Annotated in this window: 22 protein-coding genes; 12 read left to right on the top strand and 10 right to left on the bottom strand. The window is 54.0% G+C overall.

The genetic code is table 11. The features are described from left to right. Positions 1–42: 42 nt before the first annotated feature. The 6 genes from araB (at position 43) to rluA (ending at position 10,210) form a co-directional block, all read left to right on the top strand. Complete coding sequence (gene araB / locus OGX99_RS03340; protein WP_286542675.1) at positions 43–1,752, top strand: ribulokinase; 1,710 nt, start codon at positions 43–45, stop codon at positions 1,750–1,752. 10 nt (positions 1,753–1,762) lie between these two features. Then, positions 1,763–3,265, top strand: a complete 1,503-nt coding sequence (gene araA, locus OGX99_RS03335) for an L-arabinose isomerase (protein ID WP_151224542.1) — start codon at positions 1,763–1,765, stop codon at positions 3,263–3,265. A gap of 97 nt (positions 3,266–3,362) precedes the next feature. Continuing rightward, on the top strand, positions 3,363–4,058 hold the full coding sequence (gene araD, locus OGX99_RS03330) for an L-ribulose-5-phosphate 4-epimerase (RefSeq protein WP_151216723.1): 696 nt from the start codon (positions 3,363–3,365) through the stop codon (positions 4,056–4,058). A gap of 91 nt (positions 4,059–4,149) precedes the next feature. Further along, on the top strand, positions 4,150–6,501 hold the full coding sequence (gene polB / locus OGX99_RS03325) for a DNA polymerase II (protein ID WP_286542673.1): 2,352 nt from the start codon (positions 4,150–4,152) through the stop codon (positions 6,499–6,501). A gap of 131 nt (positions 6,502–6,632) precedes the next feature. Continuing rightward, positions 6,633–9,539, top strand: a complete 2,907-nt coding sequence (rapA, locus tag OGX99_RS03320) for an RNA polymerase-associated protein RapA (RefSeq protein WP_286542671.1) — start codon at positions 6,633–6,635, stop codon at positions 9,537–9,539. An 11-nt stretch (positions 9,540–9,550) separates the two neighbouring features. Continuing rightward, positions 9,551–10,210: a bifunctional tRNA pseudouridine(32) synthase/23S rRNA pseudouridine(746) synthase RluA gene (gene rluA / locus OGX99_RS03315; RefSeq protein ID WP_003018849.1), complete on the top strand. Its 660-nt coding sequence runs from the start codon at positions 9,551–9,553 to the stop codon at positions 10,208–10,210. 159 nt (positions 10,211–10,369) lie between these two features. Here the strand turns inward: rluA and djlA are convergent, their stop codons facing one another. Next, complete coding sequence (djlA, locus tag OGX99_RS03310; RefSeq protein WP_005124510.1) at positions 10,370–11,185, bottom strand: co-chaperone DjlA; 816 nt, start codon at positions 11,183–11,185, stop codon at positions 10,370–10,372. Between the two features lie 254 nt (positions 11,186–11,439). On the opposite strand from djlA, the gene lptD reads away from it, so the two are divergent. Genes lptD through apaH form a run of 6 tightly spaced genes read left to right on the top strand, consistent with a single transcriptional unit; the run spans position 11,440 to position 18,186 of the window. After that, positions 11,440–13,800: an LPS assembly protein LptD gene (gene lptD / locus OGX99_RS03305; protein WP_151216721.1), complete on the top strand. Its 2,361-nt coding sequence runs from the start codon at positions 11,440–11,442 to the stop codon at positions 13,798–13,800. A gap of 54 nt (positions 13,801–13,854) precedes the next feature. Continuing rightward, positions 13,855–15,141 carry a peptidylprolyl isomerase SurA gene (gene surA, locus OGX99_RS03300; RefSeq protein WP_187253711.1) on the top strand — a complete coding sequence of 429 codons (1,287 nt, stop codon included), beginning with the start codon at positions 13,855–13,857 and terminating at the stop codon, positions 15,139–15,141. Further along, positions 15,141–16,133 (top strand): 4-hydroxythreonine-4-phosphate dehydrogenase PdxA, encoded by a 993-nt coding sequence (gene pdxA / locus OGX99_RS03295; RefSeq protein ID WP_151216720.1) that lies wholly within the window; start codon positions 15,141–15,143, stop codon positions 16,131–16,133. Before surA ends, pdxA begins: the two co-directional genes overlap by 1 nt. Further along, the gene (gene rsmA / locus OGX99_RS03290) at positions 16,126–16,947 is read left to right on the top strand and encodes a 16S rRNA (adenine(1518)-N(6)/adenine(1519)-N(6))-dimethyltransferase RsmA (RefSeq protein WP_187253710.1); all 822 of its coding nucleotides are present in this window, start codon (positions 16,126–16,128) and stop codon (positions 16,945–16,947) included. The genes pdxA and rsmA overlap by 8 nt, the downstream gene beginning before the upstream one ends. 2 nt (positions 16,948–16,949) lie before the next feature. Continuing rightward, entirely contained in the window at positions 16,950–17,327 is a 378-nt protein-coding gene (gene apaG / locus OGX99_RS03285; RefSeq protein WP_003018867.1) for a Co2+/Mg2+ efflux facilitator ApaG/CorD, read from the top strand. Between the two features lie 10 nt (positions 17,328–17,337). Continuing rightward, complete coding sequence (apaH, locus tag OGX99_RS03280) at positions 17,338–18,186, top strand: bis(5'-nucleosyl)-tetraphosphatase (symmetrical) ApaH (RefSeq protein ID WP_151216718.1); 849 nt, start codon at positions 17,338–17,340, stop codon at positions 18,184–18,186. Between the two features lie 110 nt (positions 18,187–18,296). On the opposite strand, the gene folA is transcribed toward apaH, so the two are convergent. The 9 genes from folA to OGX99_RS03235 all read right to left on the bottom strand — a co-directional run bounded on the left by folA (position 18,297) and on the right by OGX99_RS03235 (position 26,583). Further along, a complete protein-coding gene (gene folA / locus OGX99_RS03275; protein ID WP_003018873.1) occupies positions 18,297–18,776 on the bottom strand; it encodes a type 3 dihydrofolate reductase in 480 nt (159 codons plus the stop codon). 198 nt (positions 18,777–18,974) lie between these two features. Further along, complete coding sequence (kefC, locus tag OGX99_RS03270) at positions 18,975–20,837, bottom strand: glutathione-regulated potassium-efflux system protein KefC (protein WP_286542669.1); 1,863 nt, start codon at positions 20,835–20,837, stop codon at positions 18,975–18,977. Next, positions 20,830–21,360: a glutathione-regulated potassium-efflux system oxidoreductase KefF gene (kefF, locus tag OGX99_RS03265; RefSeq protein ID WP_151216716.1), complete on the bottom strand. Its 531-nt coding sequence runs from the start codon at positions 21,358–21,360 to the stop codon at positions 20,830–20,832. The genes kefC and kefF overlap by 8 nt, the downstream gene beginning before the upstream one ends. A 103-nt stretch (positions 21,361–21,463) precedes the next feature. Beyond that, entirely contained in the window at positions 21,464–21,697 is a 234-nt protein-coding gene (locus OGX99_RS03260) for a YgdI/YgdR family lipoprotein (RefSeq protein WP_003018880.1), read from the bottom strand. 90 nt (positions 21,698–21,787) lie between these two features. Further along, positions 21,788–23,131 carry an MFS transporter gene (locus OGX99_RS03255; RefSeq protein ID WP_151216715.1) on the bottom strand — a complete coding sequence of 448 codons (1,344 nt, stop codon included), beginning with the start codon at positions 23,129–23,131 and terminating at the stop codon, positions 21,788–21,790. A 104-nt stretch (positions 23,132–23,235) separates the two neighbouring features. Continuing rightward, a complete protein-coding gene (gene fixX / locus OGX99_RS03250; RefSeq protein ID WP_000203736.1) occupies positions 23,236–23,523 on the bottom strand; it encodes a ferredoxin-like protein FixX in 288 nt (95 codons plus the stop codon). Beyond that, positions 23,520–24,806: an FAD-dependent oxidoreductase gene (locus tag OGX99_RS03245; protein WP_286542667.1), complete on the bottom strand. Its 1,287-nt coding sequence runs from the start codon at positions 24,804–24,806 to the stop codon at positions 23,520–23,522. Before OGX99_RS03245 ends, fixX begins: the two co-directional genes overlap by 4 nt. Positions 24,807–24,855: 49 nt before the next feature. Beyond that, a complete protein-coding gene (locus OGX99_RS03240) occupies positions 24,856–25,797 on the bottom strand; it encodes an electron transfer flavoprotein subunit alpha/FixB family protein (RefSeq protein ID WP_286542665.1) in 942 nt (313 codons plus the stop codon). 15 nt (positions 25,798–25,812) lie between these two features. Continuing rightward, positions 25,813–26,583: an electron transfer flavoprotein FixA gene (locus tag OGX99_RS03235; protein WP_286542664.1), complete on the bottom strand. Its 771-nt coding sequence runs from the start codon at positions 26,581–26,583 to the stop codon at positions 25,813–25,815. Positions 26,584–26,668: the final 85 nt, after the last annotated feature.

Here is a 26,668-nt window from a genome sequence, read left to right as displayed (position 1 = left end):
CTACTGTTTATCCATACCCGTATTTTTGGATGGAGTAAGACGATGGCGATAACAATTGGCCTCGATTTTGGTAGTGATTCAGTACGCGCGTTGGCAGTGGAGTGTGCCACCGGTGAAGAAATCGCCACCAGCGTAAAATGGTACCCACGTTGGCAGGAAGGTCTGTATTGCGACGGCCCGAACAACCAGTTTCGCCATCATCCGCGCGACTATATTGAGTCAATGGAAACGGCGCTGAAAACCGTGCTGGCCGAACTGAGTGTTGAACAGCGCGCGGAAGTGATCGGGATTGGCGTTGACAGTACCGGCTCAACCCCGGCGCCTATCGATGCCGAGGGCAACGTACTGGCGCTGCGTCCGGAGTTCGCTGAAAACCCGAATGCAATGTTTGTCCTGTGGAAAGATCACACCTCAGTCGAAGAAGCGGAAGAGATTACCCGTCTGTGCCACACGCCAGGCAAGATCGATTACTCCCGCTATATCGGCGGTATTTATTCCAGCGAATGGTTCTGGGCCAAAATCCTGCATGTGACCCGCCAGGATGACGCGGTCGCAGAGGCCGCGGTTTCGTGGATTGAGTTGTGCGACTGGGTTCCGGCCCTGCTCTCCAATACCGTACGTCCACAGGATATTCGCCGCGGACGCTGCAGCGCCGGACACAAATCCCTGTGGCATGAAAGCTGGGGCGGCCTACCGCCAGCCAGTTTCTTTGATGAGCTCGACCCCATCCTTAACCGCCATCTGCCATACCCAATGTTTACCGATACCTTCACGGCCGACCTGCCGGTTGGCACCTTGTGCGCCGAGTGGGCGCAGCGTCTGGGGCTACCGGAAAGCGTGGTGATTGCAGGCGGCGCTTTTGACTGCCATATGGGGGCGGTCGGCGCGGGCGCACAGCCCAATACGCTGGTAAAAGTCATCGGCACGTCGACCTGCGACATTCTGATTGCCGACAAACACAGCGTCGGCGAACGCGCGGTGAAAGGCATATGCGGTCAGGTTGATGGCAGCGTAGTGCCTGATTTTATTGGCCTCGAAGCGGGACAGTCCGCATTCGGCGATATCTATGCCTGGTTTAGCCGCGTGCTGAGCTGGCCGCTGGAGCAGCTTGCGGCGCAGCATCCGGAGCTTAAGACCCAGATTAAAACCAGCCAAAAACAACTGCTGCCAGCACTCACCGAAGCCTGGGCAAAAAATCCGTCACTGGATCACCTGCCGGTGGTGCTCGACTGGTTTAACGGTCGCCGTACGCCCAATGCCAATCAGCGTTTGAAAGGGGTGATTACCGATCTCAATCTGGCCACCGACGCACCCGCGCTGTTCGGTGGGCTGATTGCCGCCACGGCCTTTGGCGCGCGTGCCATTCAGGAATGCTTCACCGAACAGGGCATTGCAGTTAATAACGTGATGGCGTTAGGCGGCATCGCCCGTAAAAATCCGGTCATCATGCAGGCCTGCTGTGACGTGCTAAACCGTCCGCTACAGATTGTCGCCTCCGACCAGTGCTGCGCACTCGGCGCGGCTATCTTCGCCGCCGTTGCCGCGAAAGTACATGCCGATATCCCGGCCGCTCAGCAAAAAATGGCGAGTGCCGTGGAAAACACACTGCAACCTCACCCAGAACAGGCTCAACGTTTTGAACAGCTTTACCGCCGCTACCAGCAGTGGGCGATTAGTGCTGAACAACAATACCTTCCGACTGCCGCTCCGGCGCAACAAGCCCCGGTAGACCTGGCAACCCTGACACATTAAGGACACGACAATGACGATTTTTGATAACTATGAAGTGTGGTTTGTGATTGGTAGCCAGCATCTGTATGGCCCTGAAACCCTGCGTCAGGTAACCCAACATGCGGAGCACGTCGTTAACGCACTGAATACTGAAGCCAAACTGCCCTGTAAGCTGGTATTAAAACCGCTGGGCACGCGTCCGGATGAAATCACCAACCTCTGTCGCGACGCCAACTACGACGACAAATGCGCAGGAATGGTGGTGTGGCTCCACACCTTCTCGCCAGCGAAAATGTGGATCAACGGCCTGACGATTCTCAACAAACCGCTACTTCAGTTCCACACCCAGTTCAACGCTGCCCTGCCGTGGGACAGCATTGACATGGACTTTATGAACCTGAACCAAACCGCGCACGGCGGTCGTGAGTTCGGCTTCATCGGCGCACGTATGCGTCAGCAGCACGCCGTGGTCACCGGTCATTGGCAGGACAAACAGGCGCACGAACGCATCGGCTCCTGGATGCGCCAGGCCGTGTCCAAACAGGATACTCGCCATCTGAAAGTCTGCCGTTTTGGCGACAACATGCGCGAAGTTGCGGTCACTGACGGCGATAAAGTTGCCGCGCAGATCAAGTTCGGTTTCTCGGTCAACACCTGGGCCGTAGGCGACCTGGTACAGGTCGTGAACGCAATTAGCGACGGCGAAATCAATGCGCTGATCGACGAGTACGAAAGCACCTACACCATGACGGCGGCCACACAAGTCCACGGTGAAAAACGTCAGAACGTACTGGAAGCGGCACGTATTGAACTGGGGATGAAGCGCTTCCTGGAACAGGGAGGATTCCACGCCTTCACTACCACATTTGAAGATTTACACGGCCTGAAACAGCTCCCGGGTCTGGCCGTACAGCGTCTGATGCAGCAAGGCTACGGCTTTGCGGGCGAAGGCGACTGGAAAACCGCCGCTCTGCTTCGCATCATGAAGGTGATGTCAACCGGTCTGCAGGGCGGCACCTCATTTATGGAGGATTACACCTACCACTTCGAGAAAGGCAACGATCTGGTACTCGGTTCTCACATGCTGGAAGTGTGCCCGTCCATCGCGGTGGAAGAGAAACCAATCCTCGACGTTCAGCACCTCGGTATTGGCGGTAAAGATGATCCTGCCCGTCTGATCTTCAACACCAAAACCGGCCCGGCCGTGGTTGCCAGCCTGATCGATCTCGGCGATCGTTTTCGCCTGCTGGTTAACTGCATCGATACGGTACAAACGCCGCACTCCCTACCGAAACTGCCGGTGGCCAACGCATTGTGGAAGGCTCAGCCCGATCTGCCGACCGCATCTGAAGCCTGGATCCTTGCCGGCGGCGCGCACCACACCGTCTTCAGTCACGCGCTGGATCTGAACGATATGCGTCAGTTCGCAGAAATGCACGATATCGAGATCGCCGTGATCGACAACGATACCCGCCTGCCAGCCTTTAAAGACTCGCTACGCTGGAACGACGTGTATTACGGGTTCAAACGTTAATTGTCGAAACGGATTGCCCGGTGGCATTTCATTTACCGGGTCTACAAATCACCGTAGGCCGGATAAGCGAAGCGCCATCCGGCATTCAGGAGTTAACATGCTAGAAGATCTTAAACGTCAGGTACTGGAAGCGAATCTGGCGCTGCCAAAGCACAACCTGGTGACGCTGACCTGGGGAAACGTTAGCGCTGTCGATCGCGAGCGCGGCGTGTTTGTGATTAAACCCTCCGGTGTCGATTACAGCGTAATGACTGCCGGCGATATGGTCGTTGTCAGTATTGCAACCGGTGAAGTGGTGGAAGGTAATAAAAAGCCCTCCTCCGATACCCCAACGCACCGCCTGCTGTATCAGGCTTTCCCCACCATTGGCGGCATTGTTCACACCCATTCCCGTCATGCAACCATCTGGGCGCAGGCGGGTCAGTCTATTCCCGCCACGGGGACCACTCATGCGGACTATTTCTACGGCACGATTCCCTGCACACGGAAAATGACCGAGGAAGAAATCAACGGCGAATATGAGTGGGAAACCGGTAACGTGATCGTGGAAGCTTTTGAGCAACAAGGCATTGATGCTTCGCAGATGCCAGGCGTGCTGGTGCACTCTCACGGTCCGTTCGCCTGGGGAAAAGATGCCGAAGATGCCGTACACAACGCCATCGTGCTGGAAGAAGTCGCCTACATGGGGATTTTCTGCCGCCAGCTCGCGCCGCAGTTGCCGGATATGCAGCAAACCCTGTTAGATAAACACTACCTGCGCAAACACGGCGCAAAAGCCTATTACGGACAGTAGTCTCTGCTGGCACAGGACAACTGTATAAAACCACAGCAAATCTATCAGAACCAGGCTATAATCATGCCTGGTTTTTTAATGGATACACAGCGTGGCGCAGGCAGGCTTTATCTTAACCCGGCACTGGCGGGATACCCCGCAGGGGACAGAGGTTTCATTCTGGCTGGCAACAGACAGCGGGCCATTGCATGTCACGCTTGCGCCGCAGGAGTCGGTCGCTTTTATCCCCACCAACCAGACACCCCGCGTCACCACACTGTTACGTACCGAAAAAGGTTATCGCCTGACGCCGCTTCAGCTGCAAGACTTTCATCGTCAGCCCGTTTCTGGCCTGTATTGCCACTCACATCGCCAGCTTATGCGGCTGGAAAAACTGCTGCGCGAAAATGGTGTAACGGTCTACGAGGCCGATGTACGTCCGCCGGAGCGGTATTTGATGGAGCGCTTTATCACCTCTCCCGTTTGGGTGGATGGCGACCTGCGTAATGGCGCTATCGTTAATGCTCGCCTGAAGCCGCACGCAGATTACCGGCCTCCGCTGAAGTGGGTCTCTCTGGATATCGAAACCACCCGCCACGGTGAACTGTACTGCATCGGCCTTGAAGGCTGCGGGCAGCGAATTGTTTATATGCTCGGTCCGGCGAATGGCGATGCCTCCGCGCTCGACTTTCAGCTTGAGTATGTGACGAGTCGCCCGCAGTTACTGGAGAAGCTCAATGACTGGCTTACCCGGCACGATCCTGATGTCATCATCGGCTGGAACGTGGTGCAGTTCGATCTTCGCGTTTTGCAAAAACATGCCGAGCGTTACCGCATTCCCCTGCGTTTTGGCCGCGATAACAGCGAACTGGAGTGGCGCGAGCATGGCTTCAAAAATGGCGTCTTCTTCGCACAGGCTAAAGGTCGTCTGATTATTGACGGCATTGAGGCGCTCAAATCCGCATTCTGGAATTTCTCATCATTCTCACTGGAAACGGTGTCGCAAGAGTTGCTGGGTGAGGGGAAGTCGATTGATAACCCGTGGGACAGAATGGACGAAATCGATCGCCGGTTTGCCCACGATAAGCCCACGCTTGCCACCTACAATCTCAAAGACTGTGAACTGGTCACCCGCATTTTTCATAAAACCGAGATCATGCCATTTCTGCTGGAGCGTTCAACGGTTAACGGCTTGCAGGTCGACAGGCACGGCGGTTCAGTCGCCGCGTTTGGCCATCTCTACCTGCCGCGAATGCACCGGGCGGGCTACGTTGCACCGAATCTGGGTGAAATCCCTGCGCACGCCAGCCCCGGCGGTTACGTGATGGACTCACGCCCGGGTCTGTACGATTCCGTGCTGGTGCTGGATTACAAAAGCCTGTACCCGTCAATTATTCGTACCTTCTTGATCGATCCGGTGGGGCTTATCGAAGGGATGGCGCATCCGGATCGGGAGCACAGTACCGAAGGGTTCCTTGACGCCTGGTTCTCACGCGAAAAGCACTGCCTACCCGAAATCGTGACCCAGATCTGGCACGGGCGCGATGAAGCAAAACGCCTCGGGAATAAGCCGCTCTCACAGGCACTGAAAATCATCATGAACGCGTTTTACGGCGTGCTGGGAACCACCGCCTGCCGCTTTTTCGACCCGAGGCTGGCTTCGTCCATCACCATGCGTGGCCACGCGATCATGCGTCAGACCAAAGCGCTGATTGAAGCTCAGGGCTACGATGTCATCTATGGCGATACCGACTCCACTTTTGTCTGGCTTAAAAAAGCACACTCAGAGGATGATTCAGCCCGGATTGGTCAGGAGCTGGTGAGTTACGTCAATGACTGGTGGGCGCAGTCGCTGAAGCAGCAAAAACTGACCAGCGCGCTGGAGCTGGAATTTGAAACCCATTTTTGTCGCTTTCTGATGCCGACCATTCGCGGCGCAGATACCGGTAGCAAAAAACGCTACGCCGGGATGATTCAGACAGGCGCAGAGCAACGCATGGTGTTTAAGGGCCTCGAAACGGTACGAACTGACTGGACGCCGCTGGCTCAACAGTTTCAGCAGGAGCTGTACCTACGAATTTTTCGTAACCAACCTTATCAGGAGTTTATTCGCGAGACTATCGACCGTCTGATGGCGGGTGAACTGGACGACCAACTGGTGTATCGCAAACGCCTGCGTCGCCCGTTAAGCGAATACCAGCGCAATGTGCCGCCACACGTGCGCGCCGCGCGCCTCGCCGATGAGCAAAATGTAAAGCTGGGACGTCCGCCGCAGTATCAGAATCGCGGTACCATTAAATATGTCTGGACGATAAATGGTCCAGAACCCGTGGATTATCAGCTTTCTGCTCTTGACTATGAGCACTATTTGACCCGGCAGATCCAGCCAGTTGCCGAGGGAATACTTCCCTTTATCGATGATAACTTTGCTACACTACTTACAGGGCAACTGGGGTTATTTTGACGCGTGACGAAACCGTCGCCATCCAGTACCATAGCGCCCTTTCCATTCCTGGACCCCAATACACTTGCTGCCCCTTTACTCTGGCAGAGGGTGAGTATTGCCTGCAACTAAAGATATAGAGCCGAACATATATGCCTTTTACACTTGGTCAACGCTGGATCAGCGATACAGAAAGCGAATTGGGACTTGGTACCGTTGTCGCCATGGATGCACGAACCGTCACATTACTTTTCTCTTCGACGGGCGAAAACCGTCTGTATGCGCGCAGTGATTCCCCCGTGACCCGCGTGATGTTCAATCCTGGTGATACGATAACGAGCCATGAAGGCTGGCAACTGCATGTCGATGAAGTAAAAGAAGAAAACGGCCTGCTTTCCTATATCGGAACTCGCCTTGATACCGAAGAAACCGGTGTCACGCTGCGTGAAGTGCTGCTCGACAGCAAGCTGGTCTTCAGCAAACCACAGGATCGCCTGTTTGCCGGTCAGATTGACCGTATGGACCGCTTTGCACTGCGCTATCGCGCACGTAAATTTCAGAGCGAGCAGTATCGTATGCCGTGGAGTGGTTTGCGTGGTCAACGTACCAGCCTGATCCCTCACCAGCTCAACATTGCTCATGACGTCGGTCGTCGTCATGCTCCTCGCGTATTGCTGGCTGACGAAGTGGGTTTAGGTAAAACCATTGAAGCCGGGATGATCCTGCATCAACAGCTGCTGTCAGGTGCCGCAGAGCGTGTATTGATCATCGTTCCGGAGACGTTACAGCACCAATGGCTGGTCGAAATGCTGCGTCGTTTTAACCTGCGCTTTGCGCTGTTTGATGATGAGCGTTATGCAGAGGCGCAGCACGACGCCTACAACCCGTTTGAAACCGAACAGTTAGTTATCTGTTCGCTGGACTTTGCCCGTCGCAGTAAACAGCGCCTGGAGCATCTGTGTGACGCCGAATGGGATCTGCTTATTGTCGATGAAGCCCATCACCTGGTGTGGAGCGAAGACGCGCCCAGCCGTGAATATATGGCCGTTGAACAACTGGCAGAACGCGTACCGGGCATCCTACTGCTGACCGCAACACCGGAACAGTTGGGCCTGGAAAGCCACTTTGCGCGCCTGCGCCTGCTGGACCCAAGTCGCTTCCACGATTTCGCCCAGTTTGTTGAAGAACAAAAAAATTACCGTCCGGTCGCCGATGCCGTCGCCATGCTGCTGGCAGGCAACCAGCTAAGCAACAATGAGCTGAACATGTTAGGTGACATGATTGGCGAACAGGACATTGAACCGTTATTGCAGGCGGCAAACAGCGACAGCGAAGACGCCCAGAGCGCGCGTCAGGAGCTGGTTTCAATGCTAATGGACAGACACGGCACCAGCCGCGTGCTGTTTCGTAACACCCGTAACGGCGTGAAAGGCTTCCCGAAACGCGAGCTGCATACCATCAAGCTACCCTTGCCAACCCAATACCAGACGGCGATTAAAGTCTCCGGCATCATGGGCGCGCGTAAGAGTGCGGAAGACCGGGCGCGCGACATGCTCTATCCGGAACAGATTTATCAGGAATTCGAAGGCGACACCGGCACCTGGTGGAATTTTGATCCGCGCGTGGAATGGCTGATGGGCTACCTGACCAGCCACCGCTCGCAAAAAGTACTCGTTATTTGTGCGAAAGCCACCACCGCGCTACAGCTGGAGCAGGTGCTGCGCGAGCGCGAAGGTATCCGCGCCGCCGTGTTCCATGAGGGCATGTCGATCATTGAACGTGACCGCGCTGCGGCCTGGTTTAGCGAAGAAGATAGCGGCGCCCAGGTGATGCTGTGCTCTGAGATCGGCTCCGAGGGGCGTAACTTCCAGTTCGCCAGCAATCTGGTGATGTTTGACCTGCCGTTCAACCCGGATCTGCTGGAACAGCGTATTGGTCGTCTGGACCGTATTGGTCAGGCGCATGATATTCAGATTCACGTGCCTTACTTAGAAAAAACCGCGCAATCCGTACTGGTGCGCTGGTACCACGAAGGTCTGGATGCGTTCGAGCACACCTGCCCGACCGGACGTACTATCTATGACACGGTATATAACAACCTGATCGGCTACCTGGCTGAGCCAGAAAATACCTATGGCTTTGATGATCTAATCAAAACCTGCCGCGAACAGCATGACGCGTTGAAAGCGCAACTGGAACAAGGTCGAGATCGCCTGTTGGAGATCCACTCTAACGGCGGCGAAAAAGCGCTGGCACTGGCTGAGAGTATTGAAGAGCAGGACGATGATACCAGCCTGATCGCCTTCGCCATGAACCTGTTTGATATCGTTGGTATTAATCAGGATGACCGTGGTGACAATTTAATCGTGCTGACGCCGTCCGATCATATGCTGGTGCCTGATTTCCCAGGACTGCCGGAAGATGGCTGCACCATTACGTTCGAACGTGATGTCGCCCTGTCGCGTGAAGACGCACAGTTTATTACCTGGGAGCATCCGTTAATCCGTAATGGTCTGGATCTTATCCTCTCCGGCGACACGGGTAGCAGCACAATATCTCTGTTGAAAAACAAAGCATTACCGGTTGGCACCCTGTTGGTTGAGCTGGTGTATGTGGTTGAAGCGCAAGCGCCGAAACAGCTGCAGTTAAACCGTTTCCTGCCGCCAACGCCGGTACGTATGCTGCTTGATAAAAACGGCAATAACCTTGCCGCGCAGGTTGAATTCGAAACCTTTAACCGCCAACTCAGCGCTGTTAACCGCCATACTGGCAGTAAACTGGTCAACGCCGTGCAGCAGGACGTTCATGCCATTCTGCAACTCGGTGAGGCGCAGGTGGAAAAATCGGCTCGTGCGCTGATCGACGCGGCACGTAAAGAAGCGGACGAAAAACTGACGGCGGAACTCTCCCGTCTGGAAGCGCTGCGCGCCGTTAACCCGAACATCCGTGATGACGAACTCAGCGCAATTGAAAGTAACCGTCAGCAGGTGATGGAAAGCCTGGACCAGGCGGGATGGCGTCTTGATGCCCTGCGTCTGATCGTCGTGACGCATCAGTAACGGAGCCATACATGGGGATGGAAAACTACAATCCGCCGCAGGAACCCTGGCTGGTTATCCTGTATCAGGATGAACACATTATGGTAGTCAACAAGCCGAGCGGCTTGTTGTCCGTACCGGGTCGTCTGGATGAACACAAAGACAGCGTGATGACGCGTATTCAGCGCGACTATCCGCAGGCTGAATCCGTCCATCGTCTGGATATGGCCACCAGCGGCGTGATTGTAGTGGCGCTAACGAAAGCGGCAGAGCGCGAGCTAAAACGCCAGTTTCGCGAACGTGAGCCGAAGAAACAGTATGTCGCGCGCGTGTGGGGACATCCTGCTCCTGCCGAAGGTCTGGTTGATTTACCGCTAATTTGCGACTGGCCAAATCGGCCAAAGCAGAAAGTGTGTTATGAAACCGGGAAATCGGCGCAAACCGAGTATGAGGTGGTGGAGTTTGCAGCAGATAACACCGCGAGGGTCGTACTGAAACCGATTACCGGACGCTCCCACCAGCTGCGTGTGCATATGCTGGCATTAGGGCATCCCATCCTCGGCGATCGCTTCTATGCTCCGCCCGAAGCACTGGCGTTGGCACCCCGTCTGCTGCTGCACGCCGAAATGCTAACCATCACGCATCCCGAATACGGCAACAGTATGACGTTTAAAGTCCCGGCGGATTTTTAAAACGTTGCTGTGACACATTTCGTTTTTACTTATTAATACAAATCATTCGAGATGCATCGAGGCGGCAAACGAAGAAATCCCCAGGAGCACAGATAACTATGCGACTGGGGTTTCACAGTTCAGCCAACAAAGAGGCAGCCTGAAGGATGCCATGTATATTTACTTGAAGCCTTTCTGTTCTTTGATTAGCTCGTAAGCCTTTTGAATTTCCTGCGCTTTTTGCTTCGCCATTTCCATCATTTCTGGCGGCAGACCTTTCGCAACCAGTTTGTCCGGATGGTGCTCGCTCATCAGCTTGCGGTATGCGCGCTTAATCGTAGTCGCATCATCGGTCGCTTTCACCCCCAGCACATTGCAGGCGTCTTCCAGCGTCGGGCCACGTTGCGCCTGCTGCCAGCCACCGCCGCCGGACTGCTGCTGATATCCACCGCCAAACTGCGCGCCGCCCTGCATCATACGCAGGAACTGATCAAATTGGGTCCGTGAGATACCCAACTCTTCAGCAATCACATACAGCACTTCACGCTCATTAGGATGCAATGATCCATCGGCAAATGCCGCCTGAATCTGAATCTCCAGGAACATGCGGATCAGATCGAATCGACCAAAACAGACGCTGCGAAACTGACGCATTTTTTCACGTAATGGGTAATTATCCGATTTTCCCACCCGGAAAGCATGTTGTGCGGCCGTACGCGAGTCGCCGTGCAAATTCATCCGGTCCATCAGCTGGCTGGCGATATGAATATCGGCTTCCGTGACACGGCCTTTGGATTTGGTCAGATGCCCCATCACCTCAAAAGTGGTAGCAAAAAACAGCGCCTGGCGTTCACGTTGGTTGGCAAACCACGCCATTTTGCGCATGCGGGCTTTGTCGAACATGTGGCCAACTAACAGGCCCAGAACCACACCCCAGAAGCCGCCGCCCATCATTAAAGCCACGGCTACGCCAATTATCTTTCCCCAATACTGCATAGACTCCCCAAATCTTTCTGCTCTCAGCCAGGCTATGTCCCACAATATAAGGTGCTTTTACCGATTTATGGCAGCGGTCAATTGTGGGACATCGCCTATAATTTGCATTATCATACCTGTCATTCAATGCCGTGCCTAACACCACGGAGCCTTAATCGGCAGGATTAACACTAGCGCAGTGAAGATGAGATAAGTTAGGCTGTGACCGTTTGTCACGCGCGACGCTACTGATGATGGAACAATAAATACAACGTATGAAAAAACGTATTCCCACTCTTCTGGCCACCATGATTGCCAGCGCCCTTTATAGCCAACAGGGTCTGGCAGCCGATCTCGCCTCACAGTGCATGTTAGGCGTGCCAAGCTATAACCGTCCTCTGGTGCAGGGCGAGACCAATGAATTACCCGTCACTATCAATGCCGACAACGCAAAAGGGAATTACCCGGATGATGCGGTGTTTACCGGCAACGTGGATATTGCGCAGGGTAACAGCCGCCTGCAGGCCGACGAAGTGCAGCTTCATCAGAAGCAGGCTGAAGGCCAGCCTGAGCCAGTACGTACCGTCGATGCGCTGGGCAACGTTCATTATGATGACAATCAGGTTATTCTGAAGGGGCCGAAAGGCTGGTCTAATCTGAATACTAAAGATACTAACATCTGGGAAGGTGATTATCAGATGGTAGGTCGTCAGGGGCGCGGAAAAGCCGACCTGATGAAACAGCGAGGCGAAAACCGTTACACTATTCTGGAAAACGGTAGCTTCACCTCCTGTCTGCCGGGTTCCGATACCTGGAGCGTCGTGGGTAGCGAAGTGATCCACGACCGTGAAGAACAGGTCGCAGAGATCTGGAACGCCCGTTTTAAACTGGGTCCAGTTCCGGTCTTTTATAGTCCTTATTTGCAGTTACCCGTCGGCGATAAGCGCCGTTCCGGTTTCCTGATCCCGAACGCAAAATACTCCACCACGAACTATTTTGAGTTCTACCTGCCGTATTACTGGAACATTGCGCCCAACATGGACGCCACCATTACGCCGCATTATATGCACCGTCGTGGCGGTGTTATGTGGGAGAACGAATTCCGCTACCTGACTCAGGCGGGCGCTGGCCTGATGGAGTTCGACTATCTGAACTCAGATAAAGTGTACGAGGATGAGCATCCGAAGGATGACAATTCTCGTCGCTGGCTGTTCTACTGGCAGCACGCTGGCGTGATGGACCAGGTGTGGCGTTTCAACGTCGATTACACCAAGGTCAGCGATACCAGCTACTTTAATGATTTTGACAATAAATACGGTTCCAGTACCGACGGCTATGCCACGCAAAAATTCAGCGTTGGCTACGCGGTACAAAACTTTGACGCGACGGTTTCGACCAAGCAATTCCAGGTCTTCGACGCGCAAAACAGTAACAGCTATTCTGCGCAGCCGCAGTTAGACGTCAACTATTACCAGAATGACGTCGGGCCGTTTGATACCCGTATTTATGGCCAGGCGGTTCATTTCGTTAACACTAACGACAACATGCCGGAAGCCACGCGCGTTCATCTTGAACCGACCATCAACCTGCCGTTGTCGAACAACTGGGGAAGTATCAATACCGAAGCAAAACTGCTGGCAACACACTATCAGCAGACTAATCTCGATTGGTACAACAATAACCCGAGTAACGTTAACAAACTCGATGATTCAGCCAACCGCGTCATGCCGCAGTTTAAAGTTGACGGCAAGCTGGTGTTCGAGCGTGACATGCAAATGCTGGCGCCGGGCTATACCCAAACGCTGGAGCCGCGCGCGCAGTATCTTTACGTACCGTATCGTGACCAAAGTCATATCTATAACTATGACTCTTCCCTGCTGCAATCTGACTACAGCGGCCTGTTCCGTGACCGTACTTATGGCGGCCTGGACCGTATCGCCTCAGCCAACCAGGTGACGACCGGGGTCACATCTCGTGTTTATGATGATGCGGCGGTTGAACGTTTTAATATTTCCGTGGGTCAAATCTACTATTTCACCGAGTCTCGCACTGGCGATGACAACATAAAATGGGAGAATGACGACAAAACGGGCTCACTGGTATGGGCTGGCGACACCTACTGGCGCATCTCCGATCGCTGGGGTTTGCGCAGTGGGATCCAGTACGACACACGTCTGGACAGCGTCGCAACCAGTAGCAGCAGTATCGAATACCGCCGCGACGAAAACCGTATGCTGCAGTTGAACTACCGTTATGCCAGCTCGGAGTATATCCAGGCTACCCTGCCGTCTTACTACTCTACGGCAGAGCAGTATAAAAACGGGATCTCACAGGTAGGCGCGGTGGCAAGCTTCCCAATCGCTGACCGTTGGTCGATTGTTGGCGCTTACTACTTCGATACCAACGTGAACAAAGAAGCAGATTCAATGCTGGGACTGCAGTACAACTCCTGCTGTTACGCCATTCGCTTCGGCTACGAACGTAAGCTGAACGGCTGGGATAACACCCAGAAACACGCGATTTATGACAACACGATCGGCTTTAATATCGAACTGCGCGGCCTGAGTTCCAACTATGGTCTGGGCACTAACCAAATGCTGCGTTCGAACATTCTGCCGTATCAAAGCTCTTTATGATCTGATTGATTTACAACGTAATCCGCATTGCGGTTAATTGATAATGGAAAAAGTATGAAGAACTGGAAAACGCTGCTTCTCGGTATCGCCATGATCGCGAATACCAGTTTCGCTGCCCCACAGGTGGTCGATAAAGTCGCAGCCGTCGTCAATAACGGCGTCGTTCTGGAAAGCGACGTCGATGGCTTAATGCAGTCAGTAAAACTAAATGCGGGTCAGGCGGGTCAACAGTTACCGGACGATGCCACGCTGCGTCATCAGATCCTGGAACGTTTGATCATGGATCAAATTCTCCTGCAGATGGGTCAGAAGATGGGTGTAAAAATCTCTGACGAGCAGTTGGATCAGGCTATCGCCAATATCGCCAGGCAAAACAACATGACGCTGGATCAGATGCGCAGCCGTCTGGCACAGGATGGTTTAAACTATTCCACTTATCGTAACCAGATCCGCAAAGAGATGACTATCTCTGAAGTGCGTAACAACGAAGTTCGCCGTCGCGTTACCATATTGCCACAGGAAGTGGATGCCCTGGCGAAGCAGGTCGGCAACCAAAATGATGCCAGCACCGAACTGAACCTGAGCCACATTCTGATCCCACTGCCGGAAAACCCAACTTCCGATCAGGTAAACGAAGCGGAAAGCCAGGCGCGTTCAGTAGTTGATGAAGCACGTAACGGTAGCGATTTTGGCAAATTGGCCATCACTTATTCCGCCGATCAGCAGGCGTTGAAAGGCGGCCAGATGGGTTGGGGACGCATTCAGGAACTGCCGGGCATCTTTGCCCAGGCGTTAAGCACCGCGAAAAAAGGCGATATCATTGGTCCAATTCGCTCTGGAGTCGGCTTCCATATTCTGAAAGTCAACGATATGCGTGGTCAGAGCCAAAGCATTTCCGTGACTGAAGTTCATGCCCGCCATATTCTGCTCAAACCGTCGCCGATCATGACCGACCAACAGGCGCGTCTGAAACTGGAACAAATCGCGGCAGATATTAAGAGCGGTAAAACCACCTTCGCGGCAGCAGCTAAAGAGTTTTCTCAGGATCCGGGTTCTGCTAACCAGGGCGGCGATCTGGGCTGGGCTGCAGCGGATATTTTCGACCCAGCTTTCCGCGATGCGCTGACCAAACTTCACAAAGGCCAGATGAGCACCCCAGTGCACTCCTCTTTCGGCTGGCATCTGATCGAGCTGCTGGACACGCGTAACGTTGATAAAACTGACGCCGCGCAGAAAGACAGAGCTTATCGTATGCTGATGAACCGTAAATTCTCGGAAGAAGCGGCAACCTGGATGCAGGAACAGCGCGCCAGCGCCTACGTCAAAGTTCTGAGCAACTAATGACTCGTACTCAACGCGTTGTTATCACTCCCGGCGAACCCGCCGGGATTGGCCCCGATCTGGTGGTTCAACTCGCGCAGCGTGAGTGGCCTGTAGAACTCGTTGTCTGTGCGGATGCAGCACTCCTCAGTGACCGGGCAGCAATGCTCGGTTTACCGCTTTCACTCCTCCCCTACACTCCAGATACCCCAGCCCGACCGCAATCAGCAGGCACGCTGACGCTGTTACCGATTGCGCTGCGAACACCTGTAGTCGCGGGTCAGTTGGCAGTAGAGAACGGGCAATATGTGGTGGATACGCTGGCTCGCGCCTGCGATGGTTGTCTGCGAGGGGAGTTTGCGGCATTGATTACCGGTCCGGTTCACAAGGGCGTAATCAATGACGCTGGCGTCCCGTTTACCGGGCACACCGAGTTCTTTGAAGAGCGATCACAGGCGAAGAAAGTTGTCATGATGCTGGCAACCGAAGAGCTGCGCGTTGCCGTGGCAACCACGCATCTGCCGCTCAGAGCCGTTGCTGATGCCATTACGCCCGCTCTGCTTCAGGAAGTGATCGGTATTCTGCATCATGATTTGCGTACTAAGTTCGGCATTGCCGATCCGCATATTCTGGTGTGCGGTCTTAACCCGCATGCCGGTGAAGGCGGTCATATGGGAACGGAAGAGATAGAAACTATCATTCCGGTTCTCGATGAACTGCGTGCGCAGGGGATGAAATTGAATGGCCCGCTGCCCGCAGATACGCTGTTTCAGCCCAAGTATCTCGACCACGCGGATGCCGTGCTGGCAATGTACCACGATCAGGGTCTCCCCGTGCTAAAATACCAGGGATTTGGTCGCGGTGTGAACATCACGCTGGGCCTGCCCTTTATTCGCACATCCGTCGATCACGGTACCGCGCTTGAACTTGCGGGACGTGGACAAGCAGATGTCGGCAGTTTTATTACGGCGCTTAATCTCGCCATCAAAATGATTGTTAATACCAATGAATAATCGAGTCCATCAGGGCCACTTAGCCCGTAAACGTTTCGGGCAAAACTTCCTCAACGATCAGTTTGTGATCGAAAGTATTGTCTCTGCAATCAACCCGCAGAAGGGTCAGGCTATGGTCGAAATCGGCCCAGGCCTGGCTGCGCTAACCGAGCCAGTAGGCGAACGCCTGGACCAGCTCACGGTCATTGAGTTAGACCGCGATCTCGCCGCGCGCCTGCAAACGCACCCGTTTTTAGGGCCGAAGCTGACGATTTATCAGCAAGACGCCATGACCATGAACTTCGGCGAACTCGCCCAAACAATGGGGCAACCGCTGCGCGTATTCGGTAACCTGCCGTACAACATCTCCACACCGCTGATGTTCCATCTTTTTACCTATACTGATGCCATTGCCGACATGCATTTCATGTTGCAAAAAGAGGTGGTAAACCGTCTGGTTGCAGGGCCAAACAGTAAAGCGTATGGTCGATTAAGCGTCATGGCGCAGTATTACTGCAATGTGATCCCGGTACTTGAAGTGCCGCCATCCGCATTTACGCCAGCGCCTAAAGTCGATTCTGCCGTTGTGCGTCTGGTCCCTCACGCAACAATGCCGTATCCGGTTAAAGATGTTCGTGTGCTGAGCCGTATTACCACTGAAGCGTTTAATCAGCGTCGTAAAACGGTACGTAACAGCCTCGGCAATTTGTTTAGCGTTGAAGTACTGACAGAGCTGGGCGTTGATCCGGCGATGCGAGCGGAAAATATCTCTGTCGCGCAATACTGCCGGATGGCTAACTATCTGTCGGAAAACGCGCCATCGAAGGAGAGTTAAACATGATCAATTCGCCCCGAGTGTGCATTCAGGTACAAAGCGTCTACATTGAAGCGCAATCCTCACCTGATGATGAACGTTACGTTTTTGCTTATACCGTGACTATCCGCAATTTGGGGCGAGCGCCTGTGCAGCTATTGGGGCGTTATTGGTTGATCACCAATGGTCATGGCCGTGAAACCGAAGTTCAGGGCGAAGGTGTGGTTGGCGTTCAGCCCCACATCGAACCTGGCGAAGAGTACCAGTACACCAGCGGCGCGGTGATTGAAACGCCGCTTGGCACCATGCAGGGTCATTACGAAATGATCGATGAACAAGGGATCGCCTTTACCATCGACATTCCCGTGTTCAGACTCGCCGTTCCTACACTCATTCATTAAAACAATAGCTATGGCAACATACCTCATTGGCGACGTTCACGGTTGTTACGATGAACTGATAGCCTTGCTGCACCAGGTAGACTTTAATCCCGAGCAAGACACCTTATGGCTCACCGGCGATCTGGTTGCGCGAGGGCCAGGCTCGTTAGACGTTTTACGCTACGTTAAATCGCTGGGCGATAGCGTGCGGTTAGTTCTCGGTAATCACGATTTACACCTGCTGGCCGTGTTTGCCGGCATTAGCCGTAATAAACCGAAAGACCGACTCACACCGCTGCTTGAAGCTCCGGATGCTGATGCACTGCTTAACTGGCTGCGTCGCCAGCCGCTGTTGCAGATTGATGAAGAGAAGAAGCTGGTGATGGCGCATGCAGGGATTACCCCACAGTGGGACCTACAGACGGCGAAGGACTGTGCACGCGATGTTGAAGCCGTGTTGTCGAGCGACTCGTATCCGTTTTTCCTCGATGCAATGTACGGTGACATGCCTAATAACTGGACCCCGGAGCTGACGGGGCTGGCCCGCCTGCGTTTTATTACCAACGCGTTCACCCGCATGCGTTACTGCTTCCCCAACGGTCAACTTGATATGTACAGCAAAGAGTCGCCAGAAGATGCGCCAGCTCCGCTGAAGCCGTGGTTTGCCATTCCAGGCCCCGTTAGTGACGCCTATAGCATTGCATTCGGGCACTGGGCATCGCTGGAGGGCAAAGGCACGCCAGAAGGTATTTACGCGTTGGATACGGGGTGTTGCTGGGGAGGCGATCTCACCTGTCTGCGCTGGGAAGACAAACGCTACTTTGTGCAGCCATCAAATCGCCATCTGAATATGGATCCCGGCGAAGCGGTCAACGCCTGATAATCGTCTGCTGAGAGGTTCAGGCCTGATGGCGCTAAGCTTATCAGGCCTACATCGGGCACAAGAGTTGGCCGGATAAGGCATTTCGCCGCCATCCGGCACTTACAGTATTAACGACGTTCCAGAATCTCGAAGCAGTAGCTGTGAGAGTTTTGCGCGTCGGCATCGTGGAATTCGCTGAAAACAGATTCCCAGTCGTCCGGTTCGTAGTCCGGGAAATGGGTATCTCCCTCCACTTCCGCATCAATGTGTGTCAGATACAGCTTCTGCGCTTTCGGCAGGAACTGCTCATACACACGCCCACCGCCAATCACCATAATTTCAGGCTCATCGCCACAGGCCGCAATGGCTTCATCAACAGACTTCACCCACTGCACACGATCGTCGGTGCCGGGCTTGCTGCTGATGACGATATTTTTACGCCCCGGCAACGGTCGCCCGATGGATTCCCAAGTGTGGCGCCCCATGACGACCGGCTTGTTTAAGGTATTACGTTTAAACCAGGCGAGATCGGCAGGTAGGTTCCACGGCATGGCGTTTTCCATACCGATGACGCGATCTACCGCTAACGCCGCAATCAGACTGATCATTGAATATTTCCCGGATACAAAAAAATTGTCGCCACTATACGGAAAGCGCAATCTTTCGTCGACTAGCCAAAGGAAGATGTGCATGAAAATTTTCTGTTCTGCTGGCGAGTCCGCGACTTCTGAGTGGACTCCCAGCATTACAGTAGTTCAAAAACAGCCAATTAGCAGTAAAGTTTGCAGAACATCACATTTTTTACCCTATGCTGACGGTTTCACTTCCGGTTCATCGGCGACATCGCCCGTATGTTTACCTTCATCCGTGCCTTGCCAGCCATGGCGTTGAATCAATGATAAGTGCTGACGATCTTCCGCAATAATTTCACTTAGCATTGCACTGGTGCGCTTATAAACCGCCGCGCGGGAAATTGCGTCATTTTCCCCTTTCACCATCTCCTCAACCATTAACGTATTGAAGCGGCGGAAGACATCGGCCCGCTCACGCGCTTCATAGCGCCCAAGCCCGAGCCTTTCCAGCGCCAGGCGTCCGGTTTTCAGCGCGCCTTCAAAGGTCTCACGTTCAGGCATGTCCACACCCGCCTGACGCAGCCGGATGTAATGATCCACGTCGCGCGCGCGGGCAATAATTTGTAGATGTGGGAAATGCTCTTTCACCATTTCGGTCAGTTGCAGGCTGGTTTGGGGATCGTCAATGGCATTAATAATCACCTCTGCTTTAGCCGCTCCGGCTGACTCCAGCAGATCCATCCGGGTCGCATCGCCATAGAAAACCTTCATCCCGAATTTACGCAGCGTTTCGATATGGTCCGGGTCATGATCAAGAACCACCATTTTGACCCCACTCGACAACAGCAAACGACCGGTTATCTGGCCAAATCGCCCAAATCCAGCGATGATCACCCGCGGTTGCTCCTCATCGATTTCATCCGCTTCCCGCGCTTCACCAGTCGCCGATTTTTCCAGACGCGTCAAAATCACCAGCAAAATCGGCGTAGCCGCCATCGACAACGCCACCGCCAGCGTCAGCGATTTCGCCCAGTCAGGATCAAGCACGTTTGCCATTTGTGCCGCGCCAAACACCACGAAGGCAAACTCACTGCCCTGCCCAAGTAATACGGCAAACCATCTGCGCTGCTTGTTCGGCACCTGTAACGGTTTCGCTATCAGCCATAGCATGACTGTTTTAATCACCAGGAAACCAACCAGCAGAATGATGATGCGCAAAGGATTATCAATCAGCGTACCAAAGTCGATAGACATCCCCACGCCGATGAAGAACAGCCCCAGCAGCAGCCCTTTAAACGGCTCAATATCGCTTTCCAACGCGTGGCGATACTCAGAACTCGCCAGCAACACGCCGGCCAGGAACGCCCCCATCGCCATCGAAAGACCAACTTCTTCCAACAGCAGACCAAAACCGAAAACGAGGAACAGCGCGACGGCGCTGAAAACTTCCCGCAGGCCTGAGCGCGCAACAAAACGCAAGGCAGGACGGGTGACATAACGCCCTAACAGCACCACCAGCACCAGCGCGCCAGCTACCTTAAGGGCTGACAATGCAAATGCCCCAAGCGTGGTCGATGCGCCGCTTGCCGCCAGTAAGGGAATCATTGCCACCAGAGGAATAGCGGCGATATCCTGGAACAGCAGCACGGCAAATGCGCTACGCCCCAGTTGCGACACCATCAGGTTACGTTCATTCATCGCCTGCATCGCGATGGCTGTCGAGGAAAGCGCCAGCGTCATGCCGATCAGCTCCGCCACCTGCCAGCGCAGGCCAAGGAACATACAGAACAAACCAATCAAACCGCCGCAAACCACCATCTGTAGCGCACCGCCGCCGAACACCGAAGCCCGCAGTTTCCACAAACGCTGCGGATCCAGCTCCAGGCCGATGACAAACAGCATCAGCACCACGCCGATCTCGGCAAAATGCAGGATTGATTCGGCGTCCGTCACCAGCCTCAGACCCCATGGTCCGATAATGCACCCGGCGATGAGATACCCCAGTACCGACCCTAGCCCCAGCCGCACGGCGATGGGGACAATCAGCGCCGCCGATCCAAGATAAATCAGCGCCTGAATCAGCGTATGACTATCCATGATGAACCTCCTGCCACTCGAGCAGACGCTGTTTATAATGACGCGCTTGCGCCTGCAGCGTCTCGTCATCACAGATAAACGTACAGTGCATCGCAAATGGCGGCAGCCATTTGAGACCACAATATAATGCCGTGGCCTGCAAAGGTTGGGAAAGCACATCAAAGCCTGGATGGGAGCCGATATTAAAGTGGTTTTCACCGCCGCCGGTGGTCACAGCCCACATGAGATGCTTACCGTGCAGCGCAGTACCGTCGTGACCGTATGCCCAACCGTGTGCAAGGACCTTATCCATCCACAGCTTGAGTAACGGAGGTGTGCTATACCACTGCATAGGATGCTGCCAGATAATCAACTCTGCGCGCGCCAGGGCTTCCTGTTCAGCGGCAATATCGATATTAAAGTCGGGGTAGAGCTGGTAGAGCGAGCGGATCTCCACGCCCTCCAGCGTCCTTGCCTGTTCAAGCATCCGCTTATTCGCATGCGAATGCTGAGGATAGGGATGCGCGTAAATGATGAGAATCATGATTAGCCTGTATCACTGCATTATTGTAATAACAGTGAGTTTAGTCAGTTAATCCACAGGCTAACAGTCAATATTATTGAGCAGATAAATGGAAAAATCTGAGCTAGTTATCCAGTTCGCTCATATCCTTAACCTGATCGCGGTTAATTTGTTCCGTCTTACCTGTTTGCGCGTTTTTGTACGACACCAGGCCGGTATCATCATCAACCTGCGGTTTGCCGTCGGTGACGATGGTTTTACCATCGGTGGTTTTCACCGCCTGATTTGAGGAGCAACCGGCTACGGTAAACAGTGCTGCTGCGGTAAAAATGGAAGTGATCAGAATATGTTTCTGCATGGTGTTCTCCCTGCTTTTCAGTCGTTTTCAGTGATATATCCGTTAACTGTAGGCTAACTGACTGAGTTGCAGGGAAAATACAGAACACTCTTAATAGCCTGCCCTGACCACCGGCTTACTACGAATCGTCATTTGGCTGGTTTGCGCCAGCGTCAGACCTCGCGTTTCCGGGGCGAAAGCGATGGACACGAGCAGGCCTACCAGCGAAATTCCCGCGCCCATCAGCATCACATTACTGATCCCGTATTTGGTGATGAACACCGGCAGCGCCCAGGTTGACACAATGGTGCCGATACGGCTTAACGACATAATCACCCCGACTGCAGAGGCACGAATATCGGTGGGAAACAGTTCGTTTGGGTATAGCCATTGCAGGTTTCCCGGCCCCCCCGAGAAAAACGCGTACACGGCAAACGCCAGCACCACCAGCCATGCGCCCATATCAGGGATTAGCCCCAGCACAGCCAGCGCCAGCGTCATCATAATAAAGCTGCCAATTAACAGCGGTCGACGGCCCGCGCTATTGAGCCAGAACATGGGAGGAATACACCCCAGCATAAAGCACAGGCTGATCACCACATTGCCCAACGCGGCGCTTTTCCCGGCGCCGAGCCCCAGTAGCCCAACAATCTGCGGACCAAAGGTATAAATGGCAAACATCGGGATCACTTGACAGGTCCAGATGGCGGCAACAAACAGGACAAACGGGAAATGTCGGCGATTAAACAACTGAAGGAAACGCGTCTGCTGGGGTGCTTCTTCGTCGAATACCACCGGTTCGCCAAACAGTTTGATCATCATCTCCTCGCACTCTTTCACCCGACCTTTACGCAGCAACCAGCGTGGCGATTCAGGAAGATCGAAACGCCCAATCAGGATCAAAATGCAGGGGATCACCGCGCTGCCCAACATCCAGCGCCATCCGCCCTCAACATCATACAAAAAGTAACCGACCAGATCGGCACAGGTGGCGCCGACATACCACATCGCCGCGATAAAACCGATGGAGAAAGCGCGCTGGCGGGTATTGGAGAACTCGGTAATCATTGAGGTTGCGATCGGGTAATCAGCCCCAATCACCACCCCGATCAGCACCCGCATCACCAACAACTCAACGGGCGAGGAGACAAACATGGTTGCCGCCGATATCACGCCAATGGCGATAATATCGATGATAAACATTTTACGGCGCCCGACCTTATCGGAAATGTAGCCAAACAGCGACGTCCCGACAAACAAACCGGCGAGCGTACCAGCCCCCAGCAGACCAATCCACTCGGCATCCAGTTTCAACGCTGGCGTGAGCTGTTCGAGCGCCACGCCAATCATCACCAGCACATAACCATCCAGAAACGGCCCACCGCTTCCCCACAGCATTATCCGGCGGTGAATAGAGGTAAATTTGATGTCATCAAAGTTCCTGGGCTGCTGCATGGCTATATCCTGTTTTATTTTAACTTAATGCCTGATAGCGCCTATCAGGCCTATGAACCGTACCTGTAAGCCGGATAAGGCGAAGCCGCCATCCGGCACCAGGTTTAGCCATAGCGGAACTCCACGCCAAACGTCCCGCGCGGGTATTCCCATTTTTCCAGCGCTGTATCGAGTCCAAGAATTCGACACGTCCCACACTCGAGGCATCCGGCGTAATCAAAGCGTACGCTGCCGTCGTCCTGCTTTTTATACAGTCCAGCCGGGCAGGCCTTAATCAGCACCTCCAGCGCCTGTTTATCAGGATCGGTTTTGAGAATGATGTGTGGGCTGTCTTCATCGACATTGAACTTATTGACGCCCAGTTTGACGTCCACATTGACGGGAGAAGTCATAATACGGTCACTCCTTTCAGGCCATCTTTCATCAGGTTGATGAAGCCCACTTTCTTCGCATGGCGCAGGATTTTTTTACGCATTGGCACCGGGGCGGAACCATCTACGGTGAACAGGTCGCGTGCGATACTGACCGCCATTTCGGGATAAGCGGTAAACATGCGCGGGTTATCAAGAAAAGCGGGCAGCTTTTGATACATACGCATATCACGCATCGGGCCGTCGTCCAGATGCTGACGGTATTCACCCAGCGACTGCTTGCTAAAGTCGTCACGCTTCATGGCTGAAAGCACCGTTTTCGCCGCCGCTTCGCCTGCGGCGATGGCCAAATCCATACCGCGAATAGTAAAGCCGAGGTTCATACACATTCCGGCAGCGTCACCGGCAATCAGTACGCCGTCACCCACCAGTTCTGGCTGCATGTTGATACCGGCTTCAGGTACAACGTGCGCGGCATATTCCACCAGCTTGCCACCGGCGATCAGCGGGGCAACTGCCGGATGCTGTTTGAAATCTTCCAGCATTTGTGGGACCGATTTTTTCGCGTCTTTCAGATGATGAAGACCGCAGACCAGTCCCAGAGAAAGGGTTGTTTCATTCGTATAGAGAAAGCCACCGCCCATCAATCCATCGGTTGGCGATCCGGCAAACAGACAGGCTGCGCCTTCGTTCCCCTGTAACTGGAAACGATCTTCAATCACTGATTTCGGCAATTCGATCAGCTCTTTTACGCCGACGGCAACATGCGATGCCTCGACGCGCTTTGCCATACCCAACTTTTCAGCCAACAGAGAGTTTACGCCATCAGCAAGGATCACTACCCTGGACTCCAGAATATCGCCATCGGCTTCCACGCCCACGACTTTACCCTCGCGCTGCACAACGTTATCCACGCGAATACCGGTGATGAGCTGAGCGCCCGCCTCCTCGGCCTGTTCCATCAGCCAGGCATCAAATTTGCTGCGTAAGACGGAATAAGAAACCTGCGACGATGTGGCGTCTTCGCCGTTGCAATAATCAATGGACATCGCCCCTTTATCGGTCATAAAGGCGAGTTTCTCGTGGGTGATGACGCGTTCAATGGGGGCCTGCTCAGCAAAACCGGGAATGATGCGCTCCAGGCTATGCGCATACATGCGCCCACCGGTGACATTCTTCGCGCCAGCAGAATTGCCGCGCTCGATAACCAGCACCTGTGCGCCTTCCCGAGCCAGCACCAGCGCCGCAACCGAACCAGCCAGACCTGCACCCACGATGATGGCATCAAAGATATCTTCGGACATACGTACTCCTGTCAGCGGCAGGACACCTTCGCATCCTGCCCGAAATGGTTTAACGCGCTAAGGCAGCCGTCAGCGCAGGCAGGATCTTCAGCGCATCGCCAACGATGCCGTAATCCGCATACTGAAATATCGGCGCATTTTTATCTTTGTTAATGGCGAAAATCGTCTGTGCGCCGTTGGCGCCGACCATATGTTGGATCTGCCCGGAAATCCCCACCGCCAGATACAGTTCAGGCTTGAGCATCAGGTTGGAGATACCGACGTAGCGTTCGTGCTCCATCCACTTCTCGTTTTCCGCCACCGGACGGGAACAGGCCAGCTCAGCGCCAATCGTCTGGCACAGCGCTTCGGCCAGCGAGATATTTTCTTTGCTGCCGATACCACGTCCCACGCTGACCACCAGGCGAGCCTTGTCGAGGTCGACGCTGTTGCTCTGACGCGCCTGAGTTGCCGTACGGGTCACGGCAACGGCCGGAGCCTGCCACTGTACGGTATGCATCTCGCCGCTGCGGGTAGCATCGGGTTGCTGCGCGTCAAACGTCCCGCTGCTGAGTGTAATCACGGCAAACGGCGAAGCGATTGTTTCCGCCCCTATCGCCAGGCCGCCGTAGACCATATGTTTGACCGCCGCTTTACCATCCTGTACGACGACTGCGCTGGCATCGTTTGAAACTGCAGCTGACAAGCGAAAGCCCAGTTTTGCCGCTAGCAACTTGCCCCGACGCGTATTGGGCAGCAGTACTGCGCCGTCCTCGCTGTGCTGACGAATGGTCTGGGCCATCACTTCGGCGTAGTCTTCGACCATACGCTCTTCTGGTTTACCGCTGAGCAACCAGACATGATCTGCCCCCAAATGACATGCCGTCGCGCTGTCTGCATCGCTCAGTACAAACGTGTTAACTTTTTCACCTAAAGCCTGCGCACCTTTCATCAGTTCCGGCAGACGAGAAGGGGTATCGCTGAATACCCAGATACTGGAAAATTTGTTCATAACATCCCCTGATAATTAAATGATTTTGCGAAGATTCTCGACAAACGCGGCAATCTGTTCTTCACCGTCACCTTCAATCACAACGCGCTGACGCTCGCGCTGCTTCGGCGCAGCAACCTGCTGTGCGGAATACGCCTGCACGCTGTTCAGTCCAATGTCTGCAGGCGACCAAACCTGAACCGGTTTTTTCGCCGCGCCAAGAATGGCTTTCATGGAAGGGATTTGTGGGGTGTTGATATCCGTTGAGACCGCGATGATCGCCGGAAGCGGGATGCTCAGTGTTTCGACTTCATCTTCCAGTTCACGCTCTACCGTCAGCGTGCTGTCGGTAAGAGAGAGGATTTTACTCACGCCGTTAATCGTGGGAACGTTCAGTGCTTCGCCCACCAGCAGGCCAACCTGCTGAGCATAGAGATCGGAAGAACCGTCACCACAGATAATTAGATCGAAACCGGCTTTTTGCGCGGCGGCAGCCAACACGGTAGCCGTTTGTTGTGGCAGCGCCTGTTCAAATTGATCGTCAATCACAACAATCAGTTCATCAGGACCACGGGAGAGCACATCTTTGCGCCCTTTTGCATTGGTCAGCGCTTTGCCGCCGACGCTCATGGCCACAACCTGGGCCTCGCCTGCCTGTTGTTTTAACTGGCAAGCTGCTTCGATCGCATTCAGGTCGTACTGGCTGATTTTGCCATCCGCTTTGCTGAAATCGAGTGAACCATCAGCATTATTAATCGCAATATCCTGTTCATCAGGTACGCATTTGTAGCAAGTAATTATCTTCATTGCATCTCCAGAAATCATGAAGGAAACGTATTTATATCGGCGGTGTTAAATACAGATATCACGCTCTTTAATTCGGAAATAAAAC

The sequence above is a fragment of the Citrobacter sp. Cu096 genome, from assembly GCF_030332285.1.
Classification (GTDB): domain Bacteria; phylum Pseudomonadota; class Gammaproteobacteria; order Enterobacterales; family Enterobacteriaceae; genus Citrobacter; species Citrobacter meridianamericanus.
Note: the sequence above shows the minus strand (reverse complement) of the source record. Positions and strands in the feature narration are given on the sequence as shown.

Coding starts and splice junctions, on each gene's coding strand:
- apaH (WP_151216718.1), top strand. CDS start 17,338: ATGGCAACATACCTCATTGGCGACGTTCACGGTTGTTACGATGAACTG.
- rsmA (WP_187253710.1), top strand. CDS start 16,126: ATGAATAATCGAGTCCATCAGGGCCACTTAGCCCGTAAACGTTTCGGG.
- OGX99_RS03260 (WP_003018880.1), bottom strand. CDS start 21,697: ATGCAGAAACATATTCTGATCACTTCCATTTTTACCGCAGCAGCACTG.
- araD (WP_151216723.1), top strand. CDS start 3,363: ATGCTAGAAGATCTTAAACGTCAGGTACTGGAAGCGAATCTGGCGCTG.
- rluA (WP_003018849.1), top strand. CDS start 9,551: ATGGGGATGGAAAACTACAATCCGCCGCAGGAACCCTGGCTGGTTATC.
- apaG (WP_003018867.1), top strand. CDS start 16,950: ATGATCAATTCGCCCCGAGTGTGCATTCAGGTACAAAGCGTCTACATT.
- pdxA (WP_151216720.1), top strand. CDS start 15,141: ATGACTCGTACTCAACGCGTTGTTATCACTCCCGGCGAACCCGCCGGG.
- fixX (WP_000203736.1), bottom strand. CDS start 23,523: ATGACTTCTCCCGTCAATGTGGACGTCAAACTGGGCGTCAATAAGTTC.
- OGX99_RS03240 (WP_286542665.1), bottom strand. CDS start 25,797: ATGAACAAATTTTCCAGTATCTGGGTATTCAGCGATACCCCTTCTCGT.
- araB (WP_286542675.1), top strand. CDS start 43: ATGGCGATAACAATTGGCCTCGATTTTGGTAGTGATTCAGTACGCGCG.
- OGX99_RS03235 (WP_286542664.1), bottom strand. CDS start 26,583: ATGAAGATAATTACTTGCTACAAATGCGTACCTGATGAACAGGATATT.
- OGX99_RS03255 (WP_151216715.1), bottom strand. CDS start 23,131: ATGCAGCAGCCCAGGAACTTTGATGACATCAAATTTACCTCTATTCAC.
- kefF (WP_151216716.1), bottom strand. CDS start 21,360: ATGATTCTCATCATTTACGCGCATCCCTATCCTCAGCATTCGCATGCG.
- djlA (WP_005124510.1), bottom strand. CDS start 11,185: ATGCAGTATTGGGGAAAGATAATTGGCGTAGCCGTGGCTTTAATGATG.
- folA (WP_003018873.1), bottom strand. CDS start 18,776: ATGATCAGTCTGATTGCGGCGTTAGCGGTAGATCGCGTCATCGGTATG.
- lptD (WP_151216721.1), top strand. CDS start 11,440: ATGAAAAAACGTATTCCCACTCTTCTGGCCACCATGATTGCCAGCGCC.
- surA (WP_187253711.1), top strand. CDS start 13,855: ATGAAGAACTGGAAAACGCTGCTTCTCGGTATCGCCATGATCGCGAAT.
- kefC (WP_286542669.1), bottom strand. CDS start 20,837: ATGGATAGTCATACGCTGATTCAGGCGCTGATTTATCTTGGATCGGCG.
- araA (WP_151224542.1), top strand. CDS start 1,763: ATGACGATTTTTGATAACTATGAAGTGTGGTTTGTGATTGGTAGCCAG.
- OGX99_RS03245 (WP_286542667.1), bottom strand. CDS start 24,806: ATGTCCGAAGATATCTTTGATGCCATCATCGTGGGTGCAGGTCTGGCT.
- rapA (WP_286542671.1), top strand. CDS start 6,633: ATGCCTTTTACACTTGGTCAACGCTGGATCAGCGATACAGAAAGCGAA.